Below are 20,373 nucleotides of genomic sequence, written 5' to 3'. Positions count from 1 at the left end.
CCGCGACCCATAAGAAAAACTTATCAGTCGCGTTCAGAATAACCCGTTTGCCAAGTGATGGCGTGCCACCTATTCTGGGCTGGCATACCACCCATAACGCAGAACGGAACCATCATGACGACGTCACCTACCTTGCCAGGCATCCTGTTTGTCTGGACCAGCGCAGACCCGGAACACGAACGCGATTTCAACCGCTGGTACGACCGCGAACACGTGGAAGAGCGCGTGCGCATTCCCGGTTTTGTCAGCGGCACGCGCTACCAGAGCGTGCGCGGTTCCCGCAAATATCTGGGCCTGTACCGCACCGTCTCGCTCGACGCCTTCCAGACTCCCGACTACTTCAAGGCTTTCGGCCAGCAGACGCCATGGTCGGTGGCGAATCTGCAGCGCATGGTGGACCCGATGCGCCGCGTTTGCGCCATCGAGGCGGAAACGGGCATGGGTACGGGCGCCTGGCTGGCCGTGATGCGTCTGGGCGCGCCGGCGATCGACCAGGATGCGCAAGCCGTGGCCGCCATGGCCGCGCTGGGGGCGACATTGCTGCAGATCGATGGCGTCATTGCCACGCGCTTGCTGACGCCCGACGCCAAGCTGTCCGGCCCTCTGCCGGCGGAGCAGAAGGAGGGCCGCTTGCTCGACCCGATTTTCCTGATCGACGCATCGTCGGAAAGCGCTGCTGTGGCGGCCGCCGATGCCGCCAGCGCGGCGCTGGGCCTCGACGGCGAACAGGCTGCCATCCTGCAGTTGTCCTGGCAGTTGCGCGAGGCCGACCTGCACGCGGCCTGACACGGCCGCGCGTATCTTGCCGGCACTGATAACACGAGACACGGGCCACGGCGCAGGGCAAAGCATCCTGCACCGGACCTGCAATAAAACTGACGAGAGAGGTAGGCAATGACCACATATACAACGGCAAACGCTGCGCATCCGGCGGCTCAGACACCGGGCGACAAGCCAAAAACGGGACGCCTGGCCACGGCCAGCATGGTCGGCACGACCCTGGAATGGTATGACTTCACCGTCTACAACACCATGGCCGCGCTGATCTTCAACCATCTGTTTTTCCCTTCTTTCGATCCGCTGACGGGCACCATCCTGGCCTTTTCCACGTATGCCGTCGGCTATATCTCGCGCCCCATCGGCGGCGTGATCTTCGGTCATCTGGGCGATAAGCTGGGACGCCGCTGGGTGCTGGTCGTGACCCTGATGTTGATGGGCGTGACGACGGGCTTGATGGGCCTCTTGCCCACGTATGCGACGGCTGGCATCTGGAGCCCGGTCCTGCTGGTGGCACTGCGCTTCGTGCAGGGCATCGCGCTGGGTGGCGAATGGGCAGGCGCCGTGCTGATCTCCGTCGAACACGGAGCAGCGGACAAGCGTGGCCGCAACGCTTCGTGGACACAGGTGGGACCATCGTTCGGCACCTTGCTGGCCACTGGCTGCATCGGTTTGATCACCTATTTGCTGCCGCATGAAGCGTTCATGGACTGGGGCTGGCGTATGCCGTTCATCGCCAGCCTGCTGCTGGTGGCCTTCGGCATGTGGATACGCAGCGGCATCGAGGAAACGCCGCTGTTCAAGGAACTTGACCAGAAGGATGCGAAGGCGGAAGCGCCGATCGGCGACGTGCTGCGCCTCTACTGGCGCCGTTTGCTGATCGCCGGCGGCGTGCGCATCGGCTCGGACGTGCTGTATGCGCTGGTGGTGGTGTTCACCCTGACGTACGTGACGACGGTGCTGCACCTGTCGTCGACCCTGGCGCTGACCGCCATTATGATCGGCACGGCCTGCAATGCGCTGTCGGTGCCCGTATTTGGCGCGCTGTCGGACAAGATCGGCCGCCGACCCGTGTATGCGCTGGGCGCCATCCTGGGCCTGGTGTGGGCGTTCGCCTTCTTCACCCTGCTCGACACGGCCAGTCCGGCCGCCATCGTCACGGCCGTCGTCGTAGGCCTGGTCATCCACGCCATCATGTACGGCCCGCAAGCGGCCTTCGTCATCGAGCAATTCCCCACCAAGGTGCGCTACGCGGGTTCCTCGCTGGCCTATACCCTGGCCGGCGTCATCGGCGGCGGCTTTGCACCGCTCGTCATCGCCAGCCTGTACCGCTCGTACAACAGCACCATGGCCGTCTCGCTGTATGTAGCGGCGGCCCTGCTGATCACCGGTGCCGCCGTCTTCGCAGCCAGAGAAACGGGCCGCGGCCCCCTTGAGGAGTAAAGAGATACAATGACTACTCATACCTTCAACCTGGCGGGCCACGGCCCCGTCACCTTCGACATCGACAACCTGATCATCGCCGGCTGGACGGGCCGCGACATGGCGATGGTCGAACACCATATCGCCGAACTGGAAGCCATCGGCGTGGCGCGCCCGAAAAGCGTGCCGACCTTTTACCGCGTGGCGGCGGCGTTGCTCTCCAGCGATGCCGCCATCGAAGTGCCGGGCCGCGATTCGTCCGGCGAGGCGGAATTCGTGCTGTTTTCCACGGAGTACGGCCTGCTGGTGGGCATCGGCTCCGACCATACGGACCGCAAGGTGGAAAGCTATGGCGTGACGGTGTCGAAGCAAATGTGCGGCAAGCCCGTGGGCGACACCTTGTGGCGCTATGCCGACGTGGCGGGCCACTGGGACCAGCTGCAGATGCGCTCCTGGCGCGAACGGGCCGGCGTGCCGGCCCTGTACCAGGATGGCCCCGTGACGCGCATGCTGTCGCCGGAAGACCTGATCCTGCGCTACACGGGGCAGGCCAGCCTGCCCGTGGGCAGCGCCATGTTCTGCGGCACGCAGCCGATCATCGGTGAAATGGGCCATGGCGACGCGTTCGAACTGGAGCTGTATGATCCTGCCTTGCAGCGCCGCCTGCAGCACCGCTATGCCGTGCAAACCCTGCCCGTGGAAGGATAAATACAATGACCAAGACCATCCGTGACCTGGCCGCCGACCTGGCCGCCGGCCGCATCACCAGCGTGGAATTGACGCAGCGCATGCTGGCGCGCGCCGAGGCGCACCGGGCGCAGGGCGGCCATGCGTATGTCAGCCTCGATGGCGAACAGGCGCTGGCCGAGGCCCGCGCCAGCGATGCGGCGCGCGCCGCCGGCCAGGTGCCTTCGCCGCTGGCCGGTGTGCCCATCTCGATCAAGGACCTGTTCGACGTCAGGGGACAGGTCAGCAGCGCCGCCTCGCTGGCGCTAGCCGACGCGCCGCCCGCCGTTGTGGATGCCGATGCCGTGGCGCGCCTGCGCGCGGCCGGCGCCATCCTGCTGGGGCGCACCAACATGAGCGAATTCGCGTTTTCCGGCCTGGGCCTGAATCCCCATTACGGCACGCCGCGCAATCCGCACGACCGCGCGCGCGTGGCGGGCGGCTCCACCTCGGGCGGCGCCGTGACGGTGGCGCTGGGGATGGCTGCGGGAGCGCTGGGCACGGACACGGGCGGTTCGATCCGCATCCCGTCCGCTTTTTGCGGCTTGACCGGTTTCAAGCCGACGGCGGCTTCCGTGTTGCTGGCCGGCACGGTGCCGCTGTCGCGCTCCCTCGATTCGGCCGGACCCATCGCGCACAGTGTCGATTGCTGCGCCATTTTGTACGCAGCGCTGTCGGGTCATGATATCGGCGCGCAGGCGCCAGCACTGAAAGGCTTGCGCTTCGGCTTTACCCTGGACTACGTTGGTACGTACGTGGCGCCGCAGGTGCAGCAGGCTTTCGAGGCTGCCCTGGACAAGCTGCGGCAAGCCGGCGCGCAGGTGGAACAGTTCGATTTCCCCGAATTGCTGGAACTGCCGGGTATCAATGGCGGTGGCGGACTGGTGGCGGCGGAAGCCTGGCACTGGCACAGGGTGTTACTTGAAGAGAAGGGCGCGCAATACGACCAGCGCGTGGCGGCGCGCATCCGGCGCGGCCAGCAGCAGGGTGCCGCCGACTACATCGATTTGCTCGATGCGCGCGCGCGCCTGATCGCTGTCGCCCGACGGCGCTTGGCGCCGTTCGACGCCTGGCTGATGCCCAGCGTGGCCATACTGGCGCCGGAAGTCGCGCCGCTGGAAGCGGACGACGCCACGTTTTTTGCCACGAATGGCCTGGTGCTGCGCAACGCCAGCGTGATCAACTTCCTCGACGGCTGCGCGCTGTCGCTGCCTTGCCACACCGACGGCGAGCTGCCCGTGGGGCTGGGCATTTGCGGCCTGGCGGGCGCTGACGATACAGTGCTGCAAATCGGCCGCGCCGTGGAGGCGCTGCTGCGGGAGCGTGGAAAAGAATAATGCTGTAGTGCAGAAAAATGCCAACTCTGTCATGATGGCTGGCATTGACATGGGATAGTCGCGCTTCGGGCGCCGGCAAACTTCACACTGTGCACCGATACGACCTGATTAGTTGTCATGACTGCGGCGTGCTGTACCGCAAACGTCCGCTGCGTCCCCGCGAAAAGGCGCGCTGTATCCGTTGCCGCTCGGTGCTGTATCGCGGCGCCCACGCGCGGGGCCCATCGGCCGAATTGACCAAGGTGGTGGCGCTCACGCTGGGCGCCGCTTTTGTCTTCCTGATCGCCCAGTTTTTCCCCATCGTCGAACTCGACGTCAATGGCCTCACTTCCAGCGCTACCTTGCTCGGTTCCATCCGCGTGCTGTGGTCCGAGCAGATGCATATCGTGGCGACGATGGTCTTCCTGTTTACCATCCTCTTTCCCGCAATCGAACTCGGTTTCCTGCTGTACGTGGCGCTGGGCTTGCGCGGCGGCGTCAAGGTGCCCGGCTTTAACCGCGTGCTGCGCGCTGTGCAGACGGCGCGCGAATGGGGCATGACGGAGGTGCTGATGATCGGCATCCTGATCACCGTCGTCAAGATGACCAGCCTGGCCACGGTGCTGCCGCAACCGGGGCTGTTCGCGTTTGGCGCGCTGACCCTGATGCTGGCCATCGTCGTCTCGTTCGACCCCAAGGCCCTGTGGAACCTGGGCGACGACCTGACCCGGCAAGCGCTGCCGGGCATCCGCTACAAGGCCTTCGCGCCGGGCGAGAAAGTGCTGCCTTGCCATGCCTGCGGCCTGGTGGCGCCGCCGCTGGGCAAGGGCAGGCACCTGGCTTGCGCGCGCTGCGGCACGGCCCTGCACGTACGCAAACCGGACAGCATCAACCGCACCTGGGCCTTGCTGATCGCCGCCATGATCCTCTACATTCCCGCCAACCTATTGCCCGTGATGGTGACGCAATCGCTGTTCGGCGCGCAGGACGACACCATCATGAGCGGCGTGGTGCTGTTCTGGACCAGCGGCTCGAAGGGCCTGGCCATCATCATTTTCATCGCCAGCGTGGTCGTGCCCATGCTGAAGCTGGGCGTGCTGGCGCTGCTGGCGTTCACCGCGCAGCGGCGTTCGCGCTGGCGGCCGCGCCAGCGCACCATCCTGTACCGCATGGTCGAATTCATCGGCCGCTGGTCCATGCTCGATATCTTTGTCGTCACCCTGACGGTGGCGCTGGTGCGCTTCAAGTCGCTGGCCGTGATCACGGCCGGCCCCGGCGCGCTGGCCTTTGGCGCCGTGGTGGTGCTGACCATGCTGGCGGCGATGCAGTTCGACCCGCGCCTGATCTGGGACCCCATCGACGGGCAGGTGCCCGGCGAGGAAGAACCCGTGGTGGTGACAAATACCGGAAACAATACAGTGATTGGAGAACAGCATGTCTGACAAAGAAGCAGGCGACCTTGCCGAAGCGGGTGGCCGTCCATTGCCCGAGCCTGATGTGGAACAGGGCAGCCGCTGGCTGCCGTCGCTGGTATGGCTCATCCCGCTGCTGGCCGCACTGATCGGCGCCGGCCTGGCCGCCAAGTCCATCCTCGACCAGGGGCCCACGGTGACGGTCAGCTTCAAGAGCGCCGAAGGACTCGAGCCTGGCAAGACCAAGGTCAAATACAAGGATGTCGATATCGGCCAGGTGCGCGCCATCACCCTGGGCGAGGACTTGAGCAAGGTGCTGGTGACGATCGACATGAGCAAGGAAGCGCGCCGCTTCGCTACCGCCGATTCGCGTTTCTGGGTGGTGCGCCCGCAGATCGGCGCCAGCGGCGTGACGGGGCTGGGCACCTTGCTGTCGGGCGCCTACATCGGCGTCGACACGGGCAAGTCGGAAGCCAAAAAGGAGAATTTCATCGGCATGGAGAGTCCGCCCGCCGTGGCCGGTGACCAGAAGGGCAAGCTGTACACCCTGCATGCGGACAGCCTGGGATCCGTCGATGTCGGTTCGCCCCTGTTCTTCCACCGCCTGCGGGTGGGCAAGGTGGTCAGCTTTGCGCTGGACAAGGATGGCAACGGCATCACCATGTCCGTCTTCGTGAACGCGCCGTACGACCAGTTCGTCGGCAAGAACGCGCGCTGGTGGCATGCCAGCGGCGTCGATGTGCGCCTCGATTCCAACGGCTTCAAGCTGAACACCCAGTCCCTGGCGGCCATGCTGGTGGGCGGCATCGCCTTCGAGGCGGAAAATGGCCGTAAGCCGGAAGAACCGGCACCGGCCAATACCAATTTCCGCTTGGCGGCCGACGAAGCCAGCGCCATGCGCGAACCCGATGGCGAAGCCATTACTACCGTGTTCTATTTCGACCAGTCCCTGCGCGGCTTGCAGCCTGGCGCCACGGTGGACTTCCGCGGCATCGTGCTGGGCGAAGTGCGTTCGGTCGGCATCGAGTTCGATCCCGTGAAGAAGAACTTCCGCATGCCCGTCACCGTCAATTTGTACCCCGCCCGCCTGGGCATGCGCTTCAAGGCCGCTGTCGACGATGAGGAAGGCTCGGCCGGCCACCAGCTGCTCGAACGCATGGTCAGCCGTGGCTTGCGCGCCCAGCTACGCACGGGCAACCTGCTGACCAGCCAGCTGTACATCGCGCTGGACTTCTTCCCGAAAGCGCCGAAGGTGGTGCTCGACGCGAACAAGTATCCGCTGGAAGTGCCGACCGTGCCGAACACGCTCGACGAATTGCAGACGCAGATCGCCAGCATCGCCCGCAAGCTCGATCAGGTACCGTATGCGGAGATCGGCAATAACCTGAACGCCACCATCAAGCAGGCCAATACCCTGTTCAAGCAGCTCGATGGTCAGGTGGTGCCGGAAATGCGCGATACCTTGACGGCGGCGAAACAGACCTTCGGCACGGCCGAACAGGTGCTGCAAAAGGATTCGCCGCTGCAGTCGGACGTGCGCCAGGCCTTGCAGCAGCTGACGCAAACCCTGCAATCGCTCAATGCCCTGTCGGATTACCTGGAACGCCACCCCGAGTCCCTGATCCGCGGTAAAAAAGGAGATGAGAAAAAATGAAGCAGCCAATTCTTGCGCTTTTGATGACAGCCATCCTGCTGGGTGCCTGTTCCACGCCACAGCCCGAGCATTTCTATACGCTCAGCGGCGGCGCCGACGCGCAGCCGGCCAAGCCCGTCAAATACTATGTCGAAGTGCTGGCCGTCAGCGTGCCGCAGCAGGTGAGCCGTAACCAGTTTGTCGTGACGGCGCCATCGGGGCGCATCGAATTGCTGGAGCAGCAGCGCTGGGCGGGGCCGCTGGCCGGCGAGATCGGCCAGGCGCTGTCGACGGCCGTGACGAACGACCTGGGCGCCATCGACGTGTTCCGCACGCCGCATCCGGACAACTTGCCCGTGTACCGCATCAGCACCAATGTGCAGCGTTTCGAGTCCGTGATGGGCCAATATGCGCTGATCGACGCCGTGTGGAGCGTGCGCCAGCTGGCCAGCAGCAAGGTGGTGACTTGCCGCACGATAGCCAATGAGAGGGTGGGCGCCGGCTACGATGAACTGGTGCTGGGCCACCGCCGCGCCGTCGCCCGCATCGCCGCCGATACGGCGAGCGTCGTGCGCGCTTTTGATAACGGCAACGCCGCCTGCCCGGCCGCCTGAGCCGCTTTCCGCTACCCAGTCCCGGCGGCCGCTGGTAAAATGCGGCCATGGGAATGACCTTGTTCACGCGCCGCTTTGCCGCATGGATCGCCTGTTTCGCGATCCTGCTGGCGGCGCTCGCGCCATCGATTTCCCAGGCCGTCGCCAACGCCAAGCAGGAGTCGGGCTCCGGCTGGGCGGAAATCTGCTCGGTTGCCGGCATCCGCTTCGTGCAGGTCGATGACGGTGCCGCCGACGAGAAATCCGGCGGCAAGGCCATGCAGATGGAGCATTGCGCCTTCTGTTCCACGCATGCGGGTTCCGTCGGCCTGCCGCCCGCCAGCCCCGTGCTGCCGCTGCTCGTGGCCAGCGGCACGGCCATTTTCCCGGCCCTGTACTATCAGTCCCCATCGCCACTGTTCATCTGGTCCATCGCGCAGTCGCGTGCACCGCCCACCCTCGTTTAAGTCTTTTTGCATTTTCAATGTTGGCGCTGTCCGCCTTGCGGTGTGACGCGCCGCATCCGCACACTTAAACGAGAATCACATGAACAAGAAATTATTGGTGCTGGCCGTCGCCATCACCGTGGCTTACCCCTGCGCGCGGGCGCAGCAACTTGACCACGCCATCGACACCGTCGTCGTTTCCGGTTCGCGCGCACAAGCGTGGCTGTCCGAGACGCCGCAGGCCATCGGCGTCGTCAATGCCGCAACCCTGGAACGCGACAAGCCCAAGACCATGGGCGATATCCTCAACCGCATCGCCGGCGTGTACTGGAATGACCTGGGAAACGAGCAGCACAGCATGAGCATCCGCCAGCCCATCGGCACGAATGCCGTCTACCAGTACCTGGAAGACGGCATTCCCATCCGCCCGCTGGGCGTCTTCAACCACAATTCGCTCAACGAGATGAACATGGCGGGTGCCAGCGGCGTGGAAGTGGTGAAGGGTGCCGCTTCCTCGCTGTACGGCAGCAATGCCGTCGGCGGCGCCGTCAATTTCCTGACAGCCGGCGCCAGCGCGACACCCACGGCCAAGGTTGGCGTGCGGCGCGACAACGTGGCCGGCTACACCCGCTACGACACTTCCGCCAGCGATACGTGGGGGCCGCTGGGACTGCGCTTTTCCCATTACAGTTCGCGCCGTTCGCGCGACAACTGGCAAGAGTACAGCTATGGCGACAAGGATTCGTTCTCGCTGCGCGCCGATTATGCGCTCAGCCCCACCTCGCAGCTGCGCGCCACCATCGTCCACACGGATCTCGATGCGGCGATGACGGGCAGCTTGTTCGAGAACGACTACCGCAATGACCCGGGCAAGAGCCTGAACACGTTTACCTACCGCAAGGACAAGACCACGCGCATGAATCTGGCGTGGGAGGGCGCGACGACGGCCAATGGCACGAGCACCGTCACCGTGTTTACGCGCAAGAACGACCATGGGCAGATTCCCGCGTATTCCATCGGCAGCTGCGCGGGCATGCTGTGCAAGGGCGTCATCAACAATAACCACGTCGATTCGCTGGGACTGGACGTGAAACACCAGCAGGAATTCGCGTGGCTGCGTTCGCGCCTGATCGCCGGCGTGTATGTGGACAAGAGCGACAATCCCTTTGTCAGCGATAACCTATCCATCGTGCACGATGCCGCCACGGGCCGCTACCTGCGCTACTCCCTGGCCAATGCCAGCAATCCGCAGGGCGTGCGCGACTACCAGACGGAAATCCTCAACACGGCCGTCTTCGCGCAATGGGAGTTTTCCCCCCTAGCGGGCACGCGCGTGGTGCTGGGCGGCCGCTCGGACGCCATCCACTACGACTACCATAACAAGCTGGCGCCCGGCGGCAGCGTCAATTATGGCGCGCCCGACGAGTCGCGCAGCTTTTCGCACGTGAGCCCGAAGCTGGGCGCCACCTATGCCATCGGCCATGCGGGCAGCGCGTATGCGAACGTCAGCCAGGGTTTTACGCCACCCGAGGTGAGCCAGCTGTATGGCAAGACCGGCATCGCCGACTTGCAGCCGTCCGTCTACAACAACTATGAACTGGGCTTGCGCTGGGCCTTTTTGCAGGGCCGTTTGAAACTCGATACGGCCCTGTACCGGCTCGACGGGCGCGACACCATCGTCAGCTATACGCTTTCGCCGGGCAACAGCGAAAACCGCAATGCGGGGCGCACGCGCAGCGAAGGCCTGGAGCTGGGCCTGAACTACGACAGTGGCCCGTTTGACGCGCGCTTCGCCACGGCCATCGCACGCCACCGCTACCTGCGCTACCAGGTCTCCAGTACCCTCGATTACAGCGGCCGCACCATGCCTCAGGCGCCGCGCGACATCACTTCGATCGAGATCGGCTACAAGCCCGTGGCGGGCGCGCGTATCGCGCTCGAAGCCGTGCACCTGGGGCGCTACTGGATGAACAATGCCAACACGGTGGAGTACAAGGGGCACGCCTTGCTGAACCTGCGCGTCAGCTACCAGCTCGCGCGCGGGCTGGAAGCGTGGGCGCAGGTGCGCAACCTGGCCGATAAACGCTATGCCGATTCGGCCAGCAGCAGCTATGCGGGCACGGGCAGCTATGCGCCGAACAGCCAGAACCAGTACACGCCCGGCGCGCCGCGCAGCGTGATGCTCGGCCTGGCCTATACCTTCAACGCACTGTGAGGATGGCCGTGGACGACGCAACTTTTCTCATCGCACGGTGCAAAAGCCTGTATTGGCGCATCCACTTCTGGGCCGCGCTGATCGCTTCACCGTTTGCCCTGGTGGCCACCCTGACGGGCATTTTGTATGTATTCACGCCGCAGATCGAAGCAAGGCTGTACCAGCACCTCGACCATGTGGCGCCGCAGGGCGCCATGCTGCCGCTGGATGCCGCGGTGGAGGCGGCCGAACGGGCGGCGCCGCGTGGCTGGGCGGTGCAGCACGTGGTGCCGCCGTTTCAACCGGATGACGCGGTGCAGGTGGCGTTCGCGCCGCCCGGCGGCGCGCAGAATGAACATGCGGGCCATGGCGGACATGCCGCGCCGGCCACGCCCGCCAGGCCGAAGTTCGGCCTGCCCGCGCAAGCCGTCGTCGTATATGTGAACCCCTATGACGCGCGCGTGCTGGGTAGCCTGGCCAGTAGTGAGCGCTTCGGCAACTGGGCGAAAAAGCTGCATTCGCGCCTGCTGCAAAACGATGGCTGGCGCTGGATGATCGAGCTGGCGGCCAGCTGGCTGATGGTGATGCTGGTGACGGGAGTTGTCCTGTGGTGGCCGCGCGGCGCGCAATCGGGCTTGCCGAAGCGGGGCGCGCGCGGGCGCAATGGCTGGCGCCAGTGGCATGCTTTTCTTGGCGTGGCGCTCGGCATCGTCAGTGTCGTCATCCTGACGACGGGGCTGACGTGGAGCCAGCAGGCGGGTGGGCGCATCCGCGCGCTGCGCGACATCAGCGGCCAGGCGCCGCCGCCCGTGCCGCGCGGCCTGCATTCAAACGAGGAGGGCGCCCCGCTCGACTGGCAGGATGCGTGGCGGGTGGCGCGCAGCCATGCGCCCGCCATCGCCGTGCAGCTGACGGCGCCGGCCAGCCAGGACGATGTGTGGCGCGCCACCATGGCCGACCGCAGCCAGCCCACCTTGCGCTTCGACCTGCAATTCGATGCCTACAGCGGTAAGCCTTTGTACTATGCGGGGTGGGAGGCGCAGACGGCGTTCGGCAAGGCGACGGCCATCGGCATTCCGTTTCATCGCGGCGAATTCGGTTGGTGGAACCAGGCCGTGCTGCTGCTGTTCGGCGCCAGCGTGCTGTTCTCGCTGGTGTCGGGCTGGGTGATGTTTTTCAAACGGCGCTTGCCTGGCTCGCTGGGTTTACCCAAGCTGCTGCCGGGCGCCTGGACGTCGCCCTCGGCCCTGGCCTGGCTGACGGCGGCGGGCATGTGTGCGCTGATGCCGCTGCTGCTCGTTTCCGGCGGCATGCTGTTGCTGCTGGAGCTGTTCCTGGCACGGGCTAGCCGCCGACGATGGGCTGCGCGATGATCCAGAGACTGAGCAAAGTGTAGGCGATCATCAGGGCCAGCATCGGATACTGGCTGCGCAGGGCCGCGCGGCGACTGGCGTACAGGCGCAGCGCGCAGACATGAGCCAGCCAGACGGCCGCCACGTGGCCTGCGACGATGGCGAACAGCGATACGTACCACACCACCTTGGCGTCAACGATGCCAAGGCGGATGAAGTACAGCTTCGTGTCGAACAGGTCCCAGTCCAGGCCCAGCGGGTCCGACGCCAGCGGAATCAGGTACTGGCCCGCCATCGCCAGGAAAGACAGGTAGTGGGCGAAATGGTAGGCGATGGCGATCGGCACCAGGGTCAGCACGAAGTGGCCGGCCACGCGCAGCAAGGGTATGGCCGGCTGGCCATCGCTGGCACCGCAGCGGGCGATCAGCGCGCAAAACAGCAGGAACACCAGCAGGAACAGGGCCGGCATCAGCAGCAGGGCGGCCGTGGTGATCCATGCTAGCGCACCAGGCGCCACGGCGAGGACGGCGTCGACGATGTCGTACCACGTTTGCGTTTCCATCATGCCGTCGAAGCTGACGGAGGCCAGCATGAGGATCACCAGCACCAGGCAGGCGGGACGCACGGGTTCCACCGTCAGCAAGCCCGCCGCATACGGGCGCACGTAGCAGGCGCCGTCGCGGAATGTCACGGGCGCGAAGCGGGCCAGCAGACCGAAGACGACGTTGAAAACTTCCGCATGGCGCAGCCAGGCGGCGCGGCCGAACAGCGCCATGCCTGCCCACGTGCAGGCAGAATACAGCAGCATGGTCCAGGCCAGGCTGGCCGGCTGCTCGCTGCCTTCCCAGTTCAGCTCCATCCAGATAAAGCCGAAGAACAGGGCCGCCGCCGGCCAGCTATCGAGCCAGCGCGGCCACGCCAGCGGTGCGCGCCAGCGGGGGAACAGTTGCTGCGCCGCGCGCGCCACGCTGTCGAGCGGATTGACCAGCGCCCACAAGTCGCCCAGCAGCGCCGACACGTAGGCCATGCCGACCCACCAGATGGCCCACACCATGGCGGGCGCGATATTTTTCACGGGGTTTTGCACGCCCACCAGTCCCGCCACGATCACCAGAATATACAACGCCAGCACCAGCAGGCGCAGTGCGAAAGCGATGGCGCGTGCGCCAGGAACCTGCCGCAGGACGAGGCGCACATAGTCGCCCTGGCAGGTCGCTGTGCCATCCCGGCGCCACAGTGCCAGGAAGGCAAACGACAGCGCCACCGTCAGTCCCGCGCCCAGCAAATATAGCCAGAGCGGCAAGGGCAGGTCGTAGCGCTGGCCAAAGCCGTGCGCATGGGCGATGCCTGGCGCGGCCAGCAGGACGAAAGCGATGGCGCGCCGCATCATCGCGGCAGCACTTCCAGGTACATCAGGGGCGCCTCGCGGTGATGCTTGTGCTGTTTGCCCTTCTTGCCATCCGTTTGCGCGCCATAGCCGTGCGCGGAAACAGGGAAGCGTCCCGGCACCGTGGCGTCGATGCGCATGGCTTTTGTCTCGCCCGGCTTGACTTCCAGCAGCTGATCGTAGCCATGCAAGTGGATACTGACTATTTCGTCGGTACTCCAATCCACGGTGATCCGGGCGTCCTGCCGGACCCGTATCGTCGGTGGCTTCGCGGCGATTTTGCGCTGCGCGATGGCCAGAGCCACATGCTGTTCCTGTTGTTGCGGTTTTGCCGCAGAGTCGCTCTGCGACTGGCTTTGCGCCGATATGCATAGCAGGAAAATGGCCAGGCCCAGGCTGGCAAGCGGAGGGAGGAATGAGTATTTTTTCATGCTTAAATTTTAGGAAAGATTTCCAGCATTGGCCATCTGAAAAAAAACACCAGTTTGAAAAAGTGCGGCCGTAGAATGATCGGCGCGGATCCGACGACACTTGGAAAAGGCGGGGGAGATGATGAAAAAAGCGATGTTTGCACTGGCCGTGACATGCCTGGCGGTGTTGCCTGCGTCGGCCGAAATCCTGGCCATGGTCAATTACGAGAGCAAGGCGCCCGAGTCATTGAAGTCGCTGAAAAGCCCTGTCGCGCCGCCGTCGCGTAAGGAGGGTATCGCCATCATCGATGTCGATCCCGAGTCGAAAAACTTCGGCAAGATCGTGCGCGACATCGCCCTGCCGCCGGACCTGGTGGCGCACCATATCTTCTACAACCACGACATGAGCAAGGCTTACATCACGGCGCTGGGCAAGACGCAGCTGCGCGTGATGGACATGCGCCACAAGGACTTTCCCATCAAGGTGATCGAGGTGCCGACTTGCCAGGTGGGCGAGGACATCGTCTTTTCGGATGACCACAAGCGCTGGTATCTGAGCTGCATGGGATCGCAGGCCATGCTGGAAGGCGACGCCGTGCACGACAAGCCGGGGCGCACCGTCAGGCTGCCGGCACCATATCCGCATGGCCTGGCCGTCCACGATGGCATCGACCGCACTCTGCTGACGAGCACTATCCGCCCCACGGACCTGGGCGACGCGGGTGAGGTAATCAGCGTGGTGGAAACTAGCACGGGCAAGGTGCTGGGCACGCACAAGCTGTCGAAAAAGCCGTCGCCGTCTGGCGAAGCGCCGGTGGAAGTGCTGTTCGTCCCGGGCAGCAAACTGCCTGTCGCCTACGTCGCCAATATGTACGGCGGCACCGTGTGGACCGCCACGTGGAATCCGACAACCAAGGATTTCGACACGGCCCAGGTGCATGACTTTGCCGAACAAAAGGCGGGCGTGCCGCTGGAGCTGTATTTCAACAAGGGCGCGACGCGGCTGTACCTGACGACGGCCAAGCCGGGCCACCTGCATATCTTCGACCTGACGGGCGGCATCGGCAAGCCCCGGCTATTGAAATCAATCCCTGCCGCCGAAGGTGCGCACCACGTGGCGTTCACCAGGGATGGCCGCTATGCCTTCGTGCAGAACGCGCTGCTCAACCTGCCGGGCATGAGCGATGGCAGCATCACCGTCATCGACATGAAAAAGGAGGTGGTGGCGGGTAGTGTCGATACCTTGAAAAACAAGGGGCTCAATCCGAACAGTATCGTGCTGCTGCCGAAGTGGAATGACTTCATGGGGCATTGAAAGATGCATTCCGCTAGAATGAAAGGGCGCGGCCCGGCTCGTTGCCATGGGCCGCCCCTTGCATAGGCTGAACCATGGTATTCATCGATTTTCCCGCCTTGTCCGCACTGGCCGCCGCGTCGGCCGCGGTTACCCAGAAATGTAGCTGCTGCGTCGTTCCGCTGGATGCCTGGCAGCGCCTTCCCACCTCGTTGGAGCTGGACCGGTTTGAAGAAATCGGCACCCTGCGCGAAGATCCGTACGAGGAACCGACGTTTGACGAGTATCACCCGCACGGCACGCGCTACGACAGCGTCGATGCGCCCATCGCGCCGCGCTACTATCCCGCCAATCTGAGCCAGGTAGCACGCTGCCTCAATTGCGGCCGCCACTACCTGCGCTACAACGAGGCGGGCGGTTATTTCACGGAACTGCGCATCCGCGCGCTGCGCCCGGCATTGCTGGCCGACGCGCCGCTGTCTGTCTGAGGGCTACAGGCTTTCCTTGACGTGCGCGATGCCGTGTTCATCGTAGATCGAATACACGGCAGCGAGGAGATTGTCCAGTTCCGGCGAGCGGTCCATGTGCCGCATGCTGAATAAAATGGGCGAGAACGCATGCTTGTCGTCCAGCTTGCGGTACACGACGTTCCGGTGATGCATGGCTTGCACGCTTTCCGGCACGATGGAGATGCCCTGGCCGGCCGCCACCAGTCCCATGGAAATCTGCAGCTCGCGCACTTCCGTGACGGGGCCGGGCGTGACATTGCCCTCGCTGAACATGGCCAGCACCTGGTCGGCGAAGCTGGGGCGGGGCGCTTTCGGATACACGAGCAGGGTTTCGTGGATCAGGTCCGTCAGGCGCAATCCGCCTTCCCCCTTGGCCAGCCGGTGGCCGGGCGGCAGGGCCACCACCAGCCGCTCCTCGCGCAGCAGGATGCGGCGGATGCTGGGATCCTCGCTTTTCAGGCGCCCGAAACCCACGTCGATGCGGCCTTCCTTCAGGGCCTTGATTTGCTCCACTGTCGTCATTTCATGCAGGGTCACGTCGACTTCGGGATGGCGCTCGCAATAGCGGTGCACGACGTCGGGCAATTCCCCGTACAGGGTCGAGGCGACGAAGCCGATCGACAGCGTGCGTTCCAGCTTGCCGATGCGCTGGGTCATCGCCTTCAGGTCGCGCACCTGGTCGAGCAGCGGGCGCGCGTGGGCGAGAAAAAACTCACCCGCTTCCGTCAGCCGCAAGGGCCGCGAGCCTTTCTCGATCAGCGCCACGCCCAGGGTTTCTTCCAGCTGCTGCATCTGCCGGCTCAGCGGCGGTTGCGCGATATGCAGGCGCGCGGCGGCCCGCGTGAAGTTCCTTTCCTCTGCCACTGCCACGAAGTAGCGCAAGTACCGTAATTCCATCTTCATACCTTTCAGGTATAGGTTTGATACCAACTCGGTGTTGGACGTGGGGACATTCGGGGAATATCGTGTCTCCACTCTACAGAATTATACGGAATAAATATGATTCAAAATATCGAGACCTACCTGGTCGATGTGCCAACAATCCGTCCGCACAAGCTGTCCGTCGCCACCATGAATACGCAAACCCTGGTGCTGGTACGGCTGCGCTGCGCCGACGGCATCACGGGCTGGGGCGAGGCGACCACCATCGGCGGCTTGAGCTACGGCGGCGAAAGCCCGGAAAGCATCAAGACGAATATCGATACCTACATCGCGCCGCTGCTGGTCGGCATGGAAGCGAGCGAAGTGGCCAAGGCCATGGCCAGGGTGCGCAAGGTCATCCAGGGCAACCGCTTCGCCAAGTGTGCGATCGAGACGGCGCTGCTGGACGCGCAGGCGCGCCGCCTGAATGTGCCGCTGTCGGAATTGCTGGGCGGCCGCGTGCGCGATGCGCTGCCCGTGGCCTGGGTGCTGGCCAGCGGCGACACCGCGCGCGATATCGCGGAAGGGGAAAAAATGCTGGAACTGCGCCGCCACCGCATCTTCAAGCTGAAGATCGGCTTGCGCGACGTGATGGACGACGTGGCCCACGTGCTGGAGATCAAGCGGGCGCTGGGCGAACGGGCCAGCGTGCGCGTCGACGTCAACCAGGCCTGGAGCGAGACGGACGCCGTGCGCGGCATCGCCGCGCTGGAAGCGGGCGGCATCGACTTGATCGAGCAGCCCGTCAAGGCGGGCAACCGCGCCGCGCTGGCGCGCCTGACGCAGCGCTTCGACGTGGCCATCATGGCCGACGAAGCCTTGCACGGTCCCGCCGACGCGCTGGCGCTGGCGCAGGCCGATGCGGCCGACGTGTATGCGGTCAAGATCACCCAGTCTGGCGGCTTGCTGCCCGCGCTGGAAGTGGCCACCGTGGCGCGCCTGGCCGGTGTCGGCCTGTACGGCGGCACCATGCTCGAAGGCGGCGTCGGCACGGCCGCCACGGCCCACGTGTGTTCCACGTTTGCCGAACTGGCCTGGGGCACGGAGCTGTTCGGGCCACTGCTGCTGACGCAGGAAGTCCTGCGCGAGCCGCTCGTGTACCGCGACTTCATGCTGCAGGTGCCGACGGGGCCGGGCCTGGGCGTCGACATCGATATGGACAAACTGCGCACCATGCAGCGCGCCTGAAGACGCCTATCAAAACCTACTGCGCGTCGTGATTTACGGTCTGCGATGCTCACTGTACCTTCGTACAGTTGCGCGTCTCGACCGCAACTCTCTTCCGCTCGCTACGGTTTTGTTAGGCGTTGTAAGTGCCTATAAAAATCTTAAGGAGACACCATGTTATTCCATGTACGCATGAACGTGAACCTGCCATTAAGCATGCCCGCCGAGCAGGCGGCGCAACTGAAACAGACGGAAAAGGAACTGGCGCAGCGCCTGCGGCACGAGGGCAAGTGGCGCCACCTGTGGCGCATCGCGGGCCAGTACGCCAACATCAGCGTCTTCGATGTGGACAGCGTGGACGAGTTGCACCACTTGCTCACTTCCTTGCCGCTGTTCCCCTACATGCAGATCGACGTGATGCCGCTGTGCCGCCATCCATCGTCGGTGCGCGACGGCAATGCCTGACCCGCAGAGCAAAGGAGACATGCGATGAAACACACGGATACCGGAATTGTCGTGACCACCTGGAACGGGGAAGATACGCTGCTGCATTACCGCACCGACGGCGAGCGCGGCAAACCGTGCCTGGTATTGTCGAATTCCCTGGGCACGGACCTGTCCATGTGGGATGCCCAGGCGGCGGACCTGGCCAGCGACTTTTATGTCGTGCGCTACGATACGCGCGGCCATGGCCGCTCGGCCAGCGGCGGCGCGCCGTTCTGCATCGAGCGCCTGGGCCTGGACGTGGTGGGGCTGCTCGACCACCTGGATATCGCCCGTGCCGCGTTCTGCGGCATTTCCATGGGCGGCTTGACGGGGCAGTGGCTGGGCATCCACCAGCCGCAGCGCTTGACGAAGCTCGTGCTGGCGAATACGGCGGCGCGCATCGGCACGGCCGACGCCTGGCTGGCGCGCGCGGCGCAGGTGCGCCGCGACGGCATGGCCACGGTGGCCGACGGCGCCGCCGCGCGCTGGTTCACGCCAGCCTTCATCGCGCGTGAAGCGGCCACGGTGGCGCGCATGATCGCCACCCTGCGCGGGCAGGATGCCGAAGGCTACGCGGCCTGCTGCGCAGCGCTGGCGCAGGCGGACTTGCGCGCGCAGGTGGCCACGATTGCGGTGCCCACCCTGGTCATTGCCGGCGAGCACGATCCCGTCACCACGGTGGACGATGCGCGCTGGCTGCAGCGGCAAGTGGCGGGCGCGCAGCTGGCCCAGGTGCCCGCGTCGCATTTGTCGAATGTCGAGGCGGCGCCAGCCTTCACGGCGCAGCTGCGCGCCTTTGTCGCGTCGCTGGCAGGGTAAGATTTCGCTTTGCCCCTGAGCACCGCCACCGGCAAAGACCGGCACGCGGCAGGGGAAGCTTTTTTGAAAAAATAATAAGAAAAAAAGCAAACTTGGAGTAGACAGATGGAAAACAGATTGATCATCATCGCGGCGGTCACGGTGGGCTATTTCGCCCTCATGTCGTACATTACGTATAGCGTGCGCAAGCATGCCAACAGTGCCGAGGGCATGACGGCGGGCGGGCGCAATTATCCCGCTTACCTGATCGGCGCGCTGCTATTGTCGGAATTCATCGGCAGTTCCGTCAGCATCGGCACGGCCCAGAAGGGCTATGAACTGGGCATTTCCGCCGCCTGGAACCTGGTGGCGCTGTCGCTGGGCTTTTTGCTGCTGGCCATCGTGCTGGTGAAAAAATACAAGGAAAGCGGGCAGTCGACGATTTCCGGCATCCTGGCGCAGACGTACGGCGAACCCGTGCGCTATGCGGCGTCCATCCTCACCATCGTCGCGCTGAGCATCGTTGCCGTGGCCCTGTATGCGAGCGGCGGCGCCGTGCTGGCGGCCGTGCTGCACATCAATAAAACGGTGGCCATTTTGCTGGTGGGCGCCATCACCGTGATTTATGTCAGCCTGGGCGGCATGCGCTCGGTGGTGTACACGAATTTCGCCCACTCCATCGTCAAGTACCTGGGCGTGATCCTGGCGCTGGCATATGCGCTGGAAGCAAGCGGCGGCATCGGCGCGCTGCAGGCGCAGCTGCCGGCCAAGATGTTCAACTGGGTCGAGATCGGCTGGGGCCAGATCATCGCGTGGATGATCGGCGGCATCGGTTCCATCTTCGCCACGCAATACGTGATCCAGGCTCTCGTCAGCACGGACAACCCGGCCGTGGCCAAGCGCGCCTGCTATTACGTGTCTTCGTTGATGATTCCGTTCGGCCTGATGGCCGCGCTGATCGGCATGTGCAGCGCCGTGCTGTATCCGGGCATGAAGTCGATCGACGCGTTTCCCACCCTGATCGCCCACATGCCGGCGTTTTCCGCCAGCATCATGATCGTCGGTCTGGCCGGCGCCCTGTTCGGCGGCATTTCCGCCACCACCCTGGCATCGGCCACCCTGGCCATGAAGGATTTTTATGATCCCTGGTACAACAAGGCAAAGAACGATGCGAAATCGCTGATGTTCCTGCGCATCGCCATCGTCGTGGCGGGCTTGCTGCCGCTGGTGCTGGCGCTGTATGCGGAAAAACTGCTGATGATCGCCTTCCTCGGCAAGGCCCTGCGCGCCACCCTGGCCGTGCTGGTGCTGATGGCCTTTTATGCGCCGAAATTCGGCACGCCGCGCGGCGCCTTTGTCGGCGTGATTGTCTCGGTGATCGCCACCATCGGCTGGTTTCTGGCAGGCAATCCCTACGGCGTCGACAGTTCCTACCTGGCGCTGGCCGGTCCGCTGCTGACCATGGGTATCAGCCATCTGTTCAAGCCGGCGCAAGCCGTGGCGAAGCCGGCATCGTCGTCACGGCTCTAG

Annotated in this window: 19 protein-coding genes; 16 read left to right on the top strand and 3 right to left on the bottom strand. The window is 64.4% G+C overall.

Features of this window, described 5'->3' with window-relative positions:
- Positions 1-114 precede the first annotated feature (114 nt).
- The 10 genes from OX459_RS20685 to OX459_RS20640 all read left to right on the top strand — a co-directional run bounded on the left by OX459_RS20685 (position 115) and on the right by OX459_RS20640 (position 11,892).
- A complete protein-coding gene (locus OX459_RS20685) occupies positions 115-786 on the top strand; it encodes a DUF4286 family protein (protein ID WP_289906389.1) in 672 nt (223 codons plus the stop codon).
- A gap of 108 nt (positions 787-894) precedes the next feature.
- Positions 895-2,220 carry an MFS transporter gene (locus tag OX459_RS20680; protein WP_289906388.1) on the top strand — a complete coding sequence of 442 codons (1,326 nt, stop codon included), beginning with the start codon at positions 895-897 and terminating at the stop codon, positions 2,218-2,220.
- 9 nt (positions 2,221-2,229) lie between these two features.
- Positions 2,230-2,907: a DUF2848 domain-containing protein gene (locus OX459_RS20675; protein ID WP_289906387.1), complete on the top strand. Its 678-nt coding sequence runs from the start codon at positions 2,230-2,232 to the stop codon at positions 2,905-2,907.
- 5 nt (positions 2,908-2,912) lie between these two features.
- Positions 2,913-4,262: an amidase gene (locus tag OX459_RS20670; protein ID WP_289906386.1), complete on the top strand. Its 1,350-nt coding sequence runs from the start codon at positions 2,913-2,915 to the stop codon at positions 4,260-4,262.
- Positions 4,263-4,351: 89 nt separating this feature from the next.
- Entirely contained in the window at positions 4,352-5,683 is a 1,332-nt protein-coding gene (locus tag OX459_RS20665) for a paraquat-inducible protein A (protein ID WP_289906385.1), read from the top strand.
- Positions 5,676-7,307 carry an MlaD family protein gene (locus tag OX459_RS20660; RefSeq protein ID WP_289906384.1) on the top strand — a complete coding sequence of 544 codons (1,632 nt, stop codon included), beginning with the start codon at positions 5,676-5,678 and terminating at the stop codon, positions 7,305-7,307. Before OX459_RS20665 ends, OX459_RS20660 begins: the two co-directional genes overlap by 8 nt.
- Before the next feature lie 23 nt (positions 7,308-7,330).
- On the top strand, positions 7,331-7,900 hold the full coding sequence (locus tag OX459_RS20655) for a PqiC family protein (protein ID WP_289906383.1): 570 nt from the start codon (positions 7,331-7,333) through the stop codon (positions 7,898-7,900).
- Between the two features lie 47 nt (positions 7,901-7,947).
- Positions 7,948-8,346 carry a DUF2946 domain-containing protein gene (locus tag OX459_RS20650; protein ID WP_289906382.1) on the top strand — a complete coding sequence of 133 codons (399 nt, stop codon included), beginning with the start codon at positions 7,948-7,950 and terminating at the stop codon, positions 8,344-8,346.
- A gap of 79 nt (positions 8,347-8,425) precedes the next feature.
- Entirely contained in the window at positions 8,426-10,540 is a 2,115-nt protein-coding gene (locus OX459_RS20645; protein ID WP_289906381.1) for a TonB-dependent receptor, read from the top strand.
- 8 nt (positions 10,541-10,548) lie between these two features.
- On the top strand, positions 10,549-11,892 hold the full coding sequence (locus OX459_RS20640; RefSeq protein ID WP_289906380.1) for a PepSY-associated TM helix domain-containing protein: 1,344 nt from the start codon (positions 10,549-10,551) through the stop codon (positions 11,890-11,892).
- Here OX459_RS20640 and OX459_RS20635 read toward each other — a convergent pair.
- Both OX459_RS20635 and OX459_RS20630 read right to left on the bottom strand, forming a co-directional pair.
- Positions 11,864-13,261, bottom strand: a complete 1,398-nt coding sequence (locus OX459_RS20635; protein WP_289906379.1) for a hypothetical protein — start codon at positions 13,259-13,261, stop codon at positions 11,864-11,866. The genes OX459_RS20640 and OX459_RS20635 overlap by 29 nt on opposite strands.
- Positions 13,258-13,689 (bottom strand): hypothetical protein, encoded by a 432-nt coding sequence (locus tag OX459_RS20630; RefSeq protein ID WP_289906378.1) that lies wholly within the window; start codon positions 13,687-13,689, stop codon positions 13,258-13,260. Before OX459_RS20630 ends, OX459_RS20635 begins: the two co-directional genes overlap by 4 nt.
- 118 nt (positions 13,690-13,807) lie before the next feature.
- On the opposite strand from OX459_RS20630, the gene OX459_RS20625 reads away from it, so the two are divergent.
- Positions 13,808-14,983 carry a hypothetical protein gene (locus OX459_RS20625; RefSeq protein ID WP_289906377.1) on the top strand — a complete coding sequence of 392 codons (1,176 nt, stop codon included), beginning with the start codon at positions 13,808-13,810 and terminating at the stop codon, positions 14,981-14,983.
- Between the two features lie 74 nt (positions 14,984-15,057).
- On the top strand, positions 15,058-15,450 hold the full coding sequence (locus OX459_RS20620) for a hypothetical protein (protein ID WP_289906376.1): 393 nt from the start codon (positions 15,058-15,060) through the stop codon (positions 15,448-15,450).
- Between the two features lie 3 nt (positions 15,451-15,453).
- On the opposite strand, the gene OX459_RS20615 is transcribed toward OX459_RS20620, so the two are convergent.
- Complete coding sequence (locus OX459_RS20615) at positions 15,454-16,368, bottom strand: LysR family transcriptional regulator (protein WP_289906375.1); 915 nt, start codon at positions 16,366-16,368, stop codon at positions 15,454-15,456.
- Between the two features lie 102 nt (positions 16,369-16,470).
- On the opposite strand from OX459_RS20615, the gene OX459_RS20610 reads away from it, so the two are divergent.
- The 4 genes from OX459_RS20610 (at position 16,471) to OX459_RS20595 (ending at position 20,373) form a co-directional block, all read left to right on the top strand.
- Positions 16,471-17,580, top strand: coding sequence for a muconate/chloromuconate family cycloisomerase (locus OX459_RS20610; RefSeq protein WP_289906374.1), 1,110 nt, complete (start codon positions 16,471-16,473; stop codon positions 17,578-17,580).
- A 153-nt stretch (positions 17,581-17,733) separates the two neighbouring features.
- A complete protein-coding gene (gene catC / locus OX459_RS20605; protein ID WP_289906373.1) occupies positions 17,734-18,024 on the top strand; it encodes a muconolactone Delta-isomerase in 291 nt (96 codons plus the stop codon).
- 24 nt (positions 18,025-18,048) lie between these two features.
- On the top strand, positions 18,049-18,864 hold the full coding sequence (gene pcaD / locus OX459_RS20600) for a 3-oxoadipate enol-lactonase (RefSeq protein WP_289906372.1): 816 nt from the start codon (positions 18,049-18,051) through the stop codon (positions 18,862-18,864).
- A 105-nt stretch (positions 18,865-18,969) separates the two neighbouring features.
- Positions 18,970-20,373: a sodium:solute symporter family protein gene (locus OX459_RS20595; RefSeq protein ID WP_289906371.1), complete on the top strand. Its 1,404-nt coding sequence runs from the start codon at positions 18,970-18,972 to the stop codon at positions 20,371-20,373.

Source organism: Janthinobacterium sp. SUN026 (assembly GCF_030397625.1).
Classification (GTDB): Bacteria; Pseudomonadota; Gammaproteobacteria; order Burkholderiales; family Burkholderiaceae_D; genus Janthinobacterium; species Janthinobacterium kumbetense.
Note: the sequence above shows the minus strand (reverse complement) of the source record. Positions and strands in the feature narration are given on the sequence as shown.

Coding starts and splice junctions, on each gene's coding strand:
- OX459_RS20685 (WP_289906389.1), top strand. CDS start 115: ATGACGACGTCACCTACCTTGCCAGGCATCCTGTTTGTCTGGACCAGC.
- OX459_RS20680 (WP_289906388.1), top strand. CDS start 895: ATGACCACATATACAACGGCAAACGCTGCGCATCCGGCGGCTCAGACA.
- OX459_RS20675 (WP_289906387.1), top strand. CDS start 2,230: ATGACTACTCATACCTTCAACCTGGCGGGCCACGGCCCCGTCACCTTC.
- OX459_RS20670 (WP_289906386.1), top strand. CDS start 2,913: ATGACCAAGACCATCCGTGACCTGGCCGCCGACCTGGCCGCCGGCCGC.
- OX459_RS20660 (WP_289906384.1), top strand. CDS start 5,676: ATGTCTGACAAAGAAGCAGGCGACCTTGCCGAAGCGGGTGGCCGTCCA.
- OX459_RS20655 (WP_289906383.1), top strand. CDS start 7,331: ATGACAGCCATCCTGCTGGGTGCCTGTTCCACGCCACAGCCCGAGCAT.
- OX459_RS20650 (WP_289906382.1), top strand. CDS start 7,948: ATGGGAATGACCTTGTTCACGCGCCGCTTTGCCGCATGGATCGCCTGT.
- OX459_RS20645 (WP_289906381.1), top strand. CDS start 8,426: ATGAACAAGAAATTATTGGTGCTGGCCGTCGCCATCACCGTGGCTTAC.
- OX459_RS20635 (WP_289906379.1), bottom strand. CDS start 13,261: ATGATGCGGCGCGCCATCGCTTTCGTCCTGCTGGCCGCGCCAGGCATC.
- OX459_RS20630 (WP_289906378.1), bottom strand. CDS start 13,689: ATGAAAAAATACTCATTCCTCCCTCCGCTTGCCAGCCTGGGCCTGGCC.
- OX459_RS20625 (WP_289906377.1), top strand. CDS start 13,808: ATGATGAAAAAAGCGATGTTTGCACTGGCCGTGACATGCCTGGCGGTG.
- OX459_RS20620 (WP_289906376.1), top strand. CDS start 15,058: ATGGTATTCATCGATTTTCCCGCCTTGTCCGCACTGGCCGCCGCGTCG.
- OX459_RS20615 (WP_289906375.1), bottom strand. CDS start 16,368: ATGGAATTACGGTACTTGCGCTACTTCGTGGCAGTGGCAGAGGAAAGG.
- OX459_RS20610 (WP_289906374.1), top strand. CDS start 16,471: ATGATTCAAAATATCGAGACCTACCTGGTCGATGTGCCAACAATCCGT.
- catC (WP_289906373.1), top strand. CDS start 17,734: ATGTTATTCCATGTACGCATGAACGTGAACCTGCCATTAAGCATGCCC.
- pcaD (WP_289906372.1), top strand. CDS start 18,049: ATGAAACACACGGATACCGGAATTGTCGTGACCACCTGGAACGGGGAA.
- OX459_RS20595 (WP_289906371.1), top strand. CDS start 18,970: ATGGAAAACAGATTGATCATCATCGCGGCGGTCACGGTGGGCTATTTC.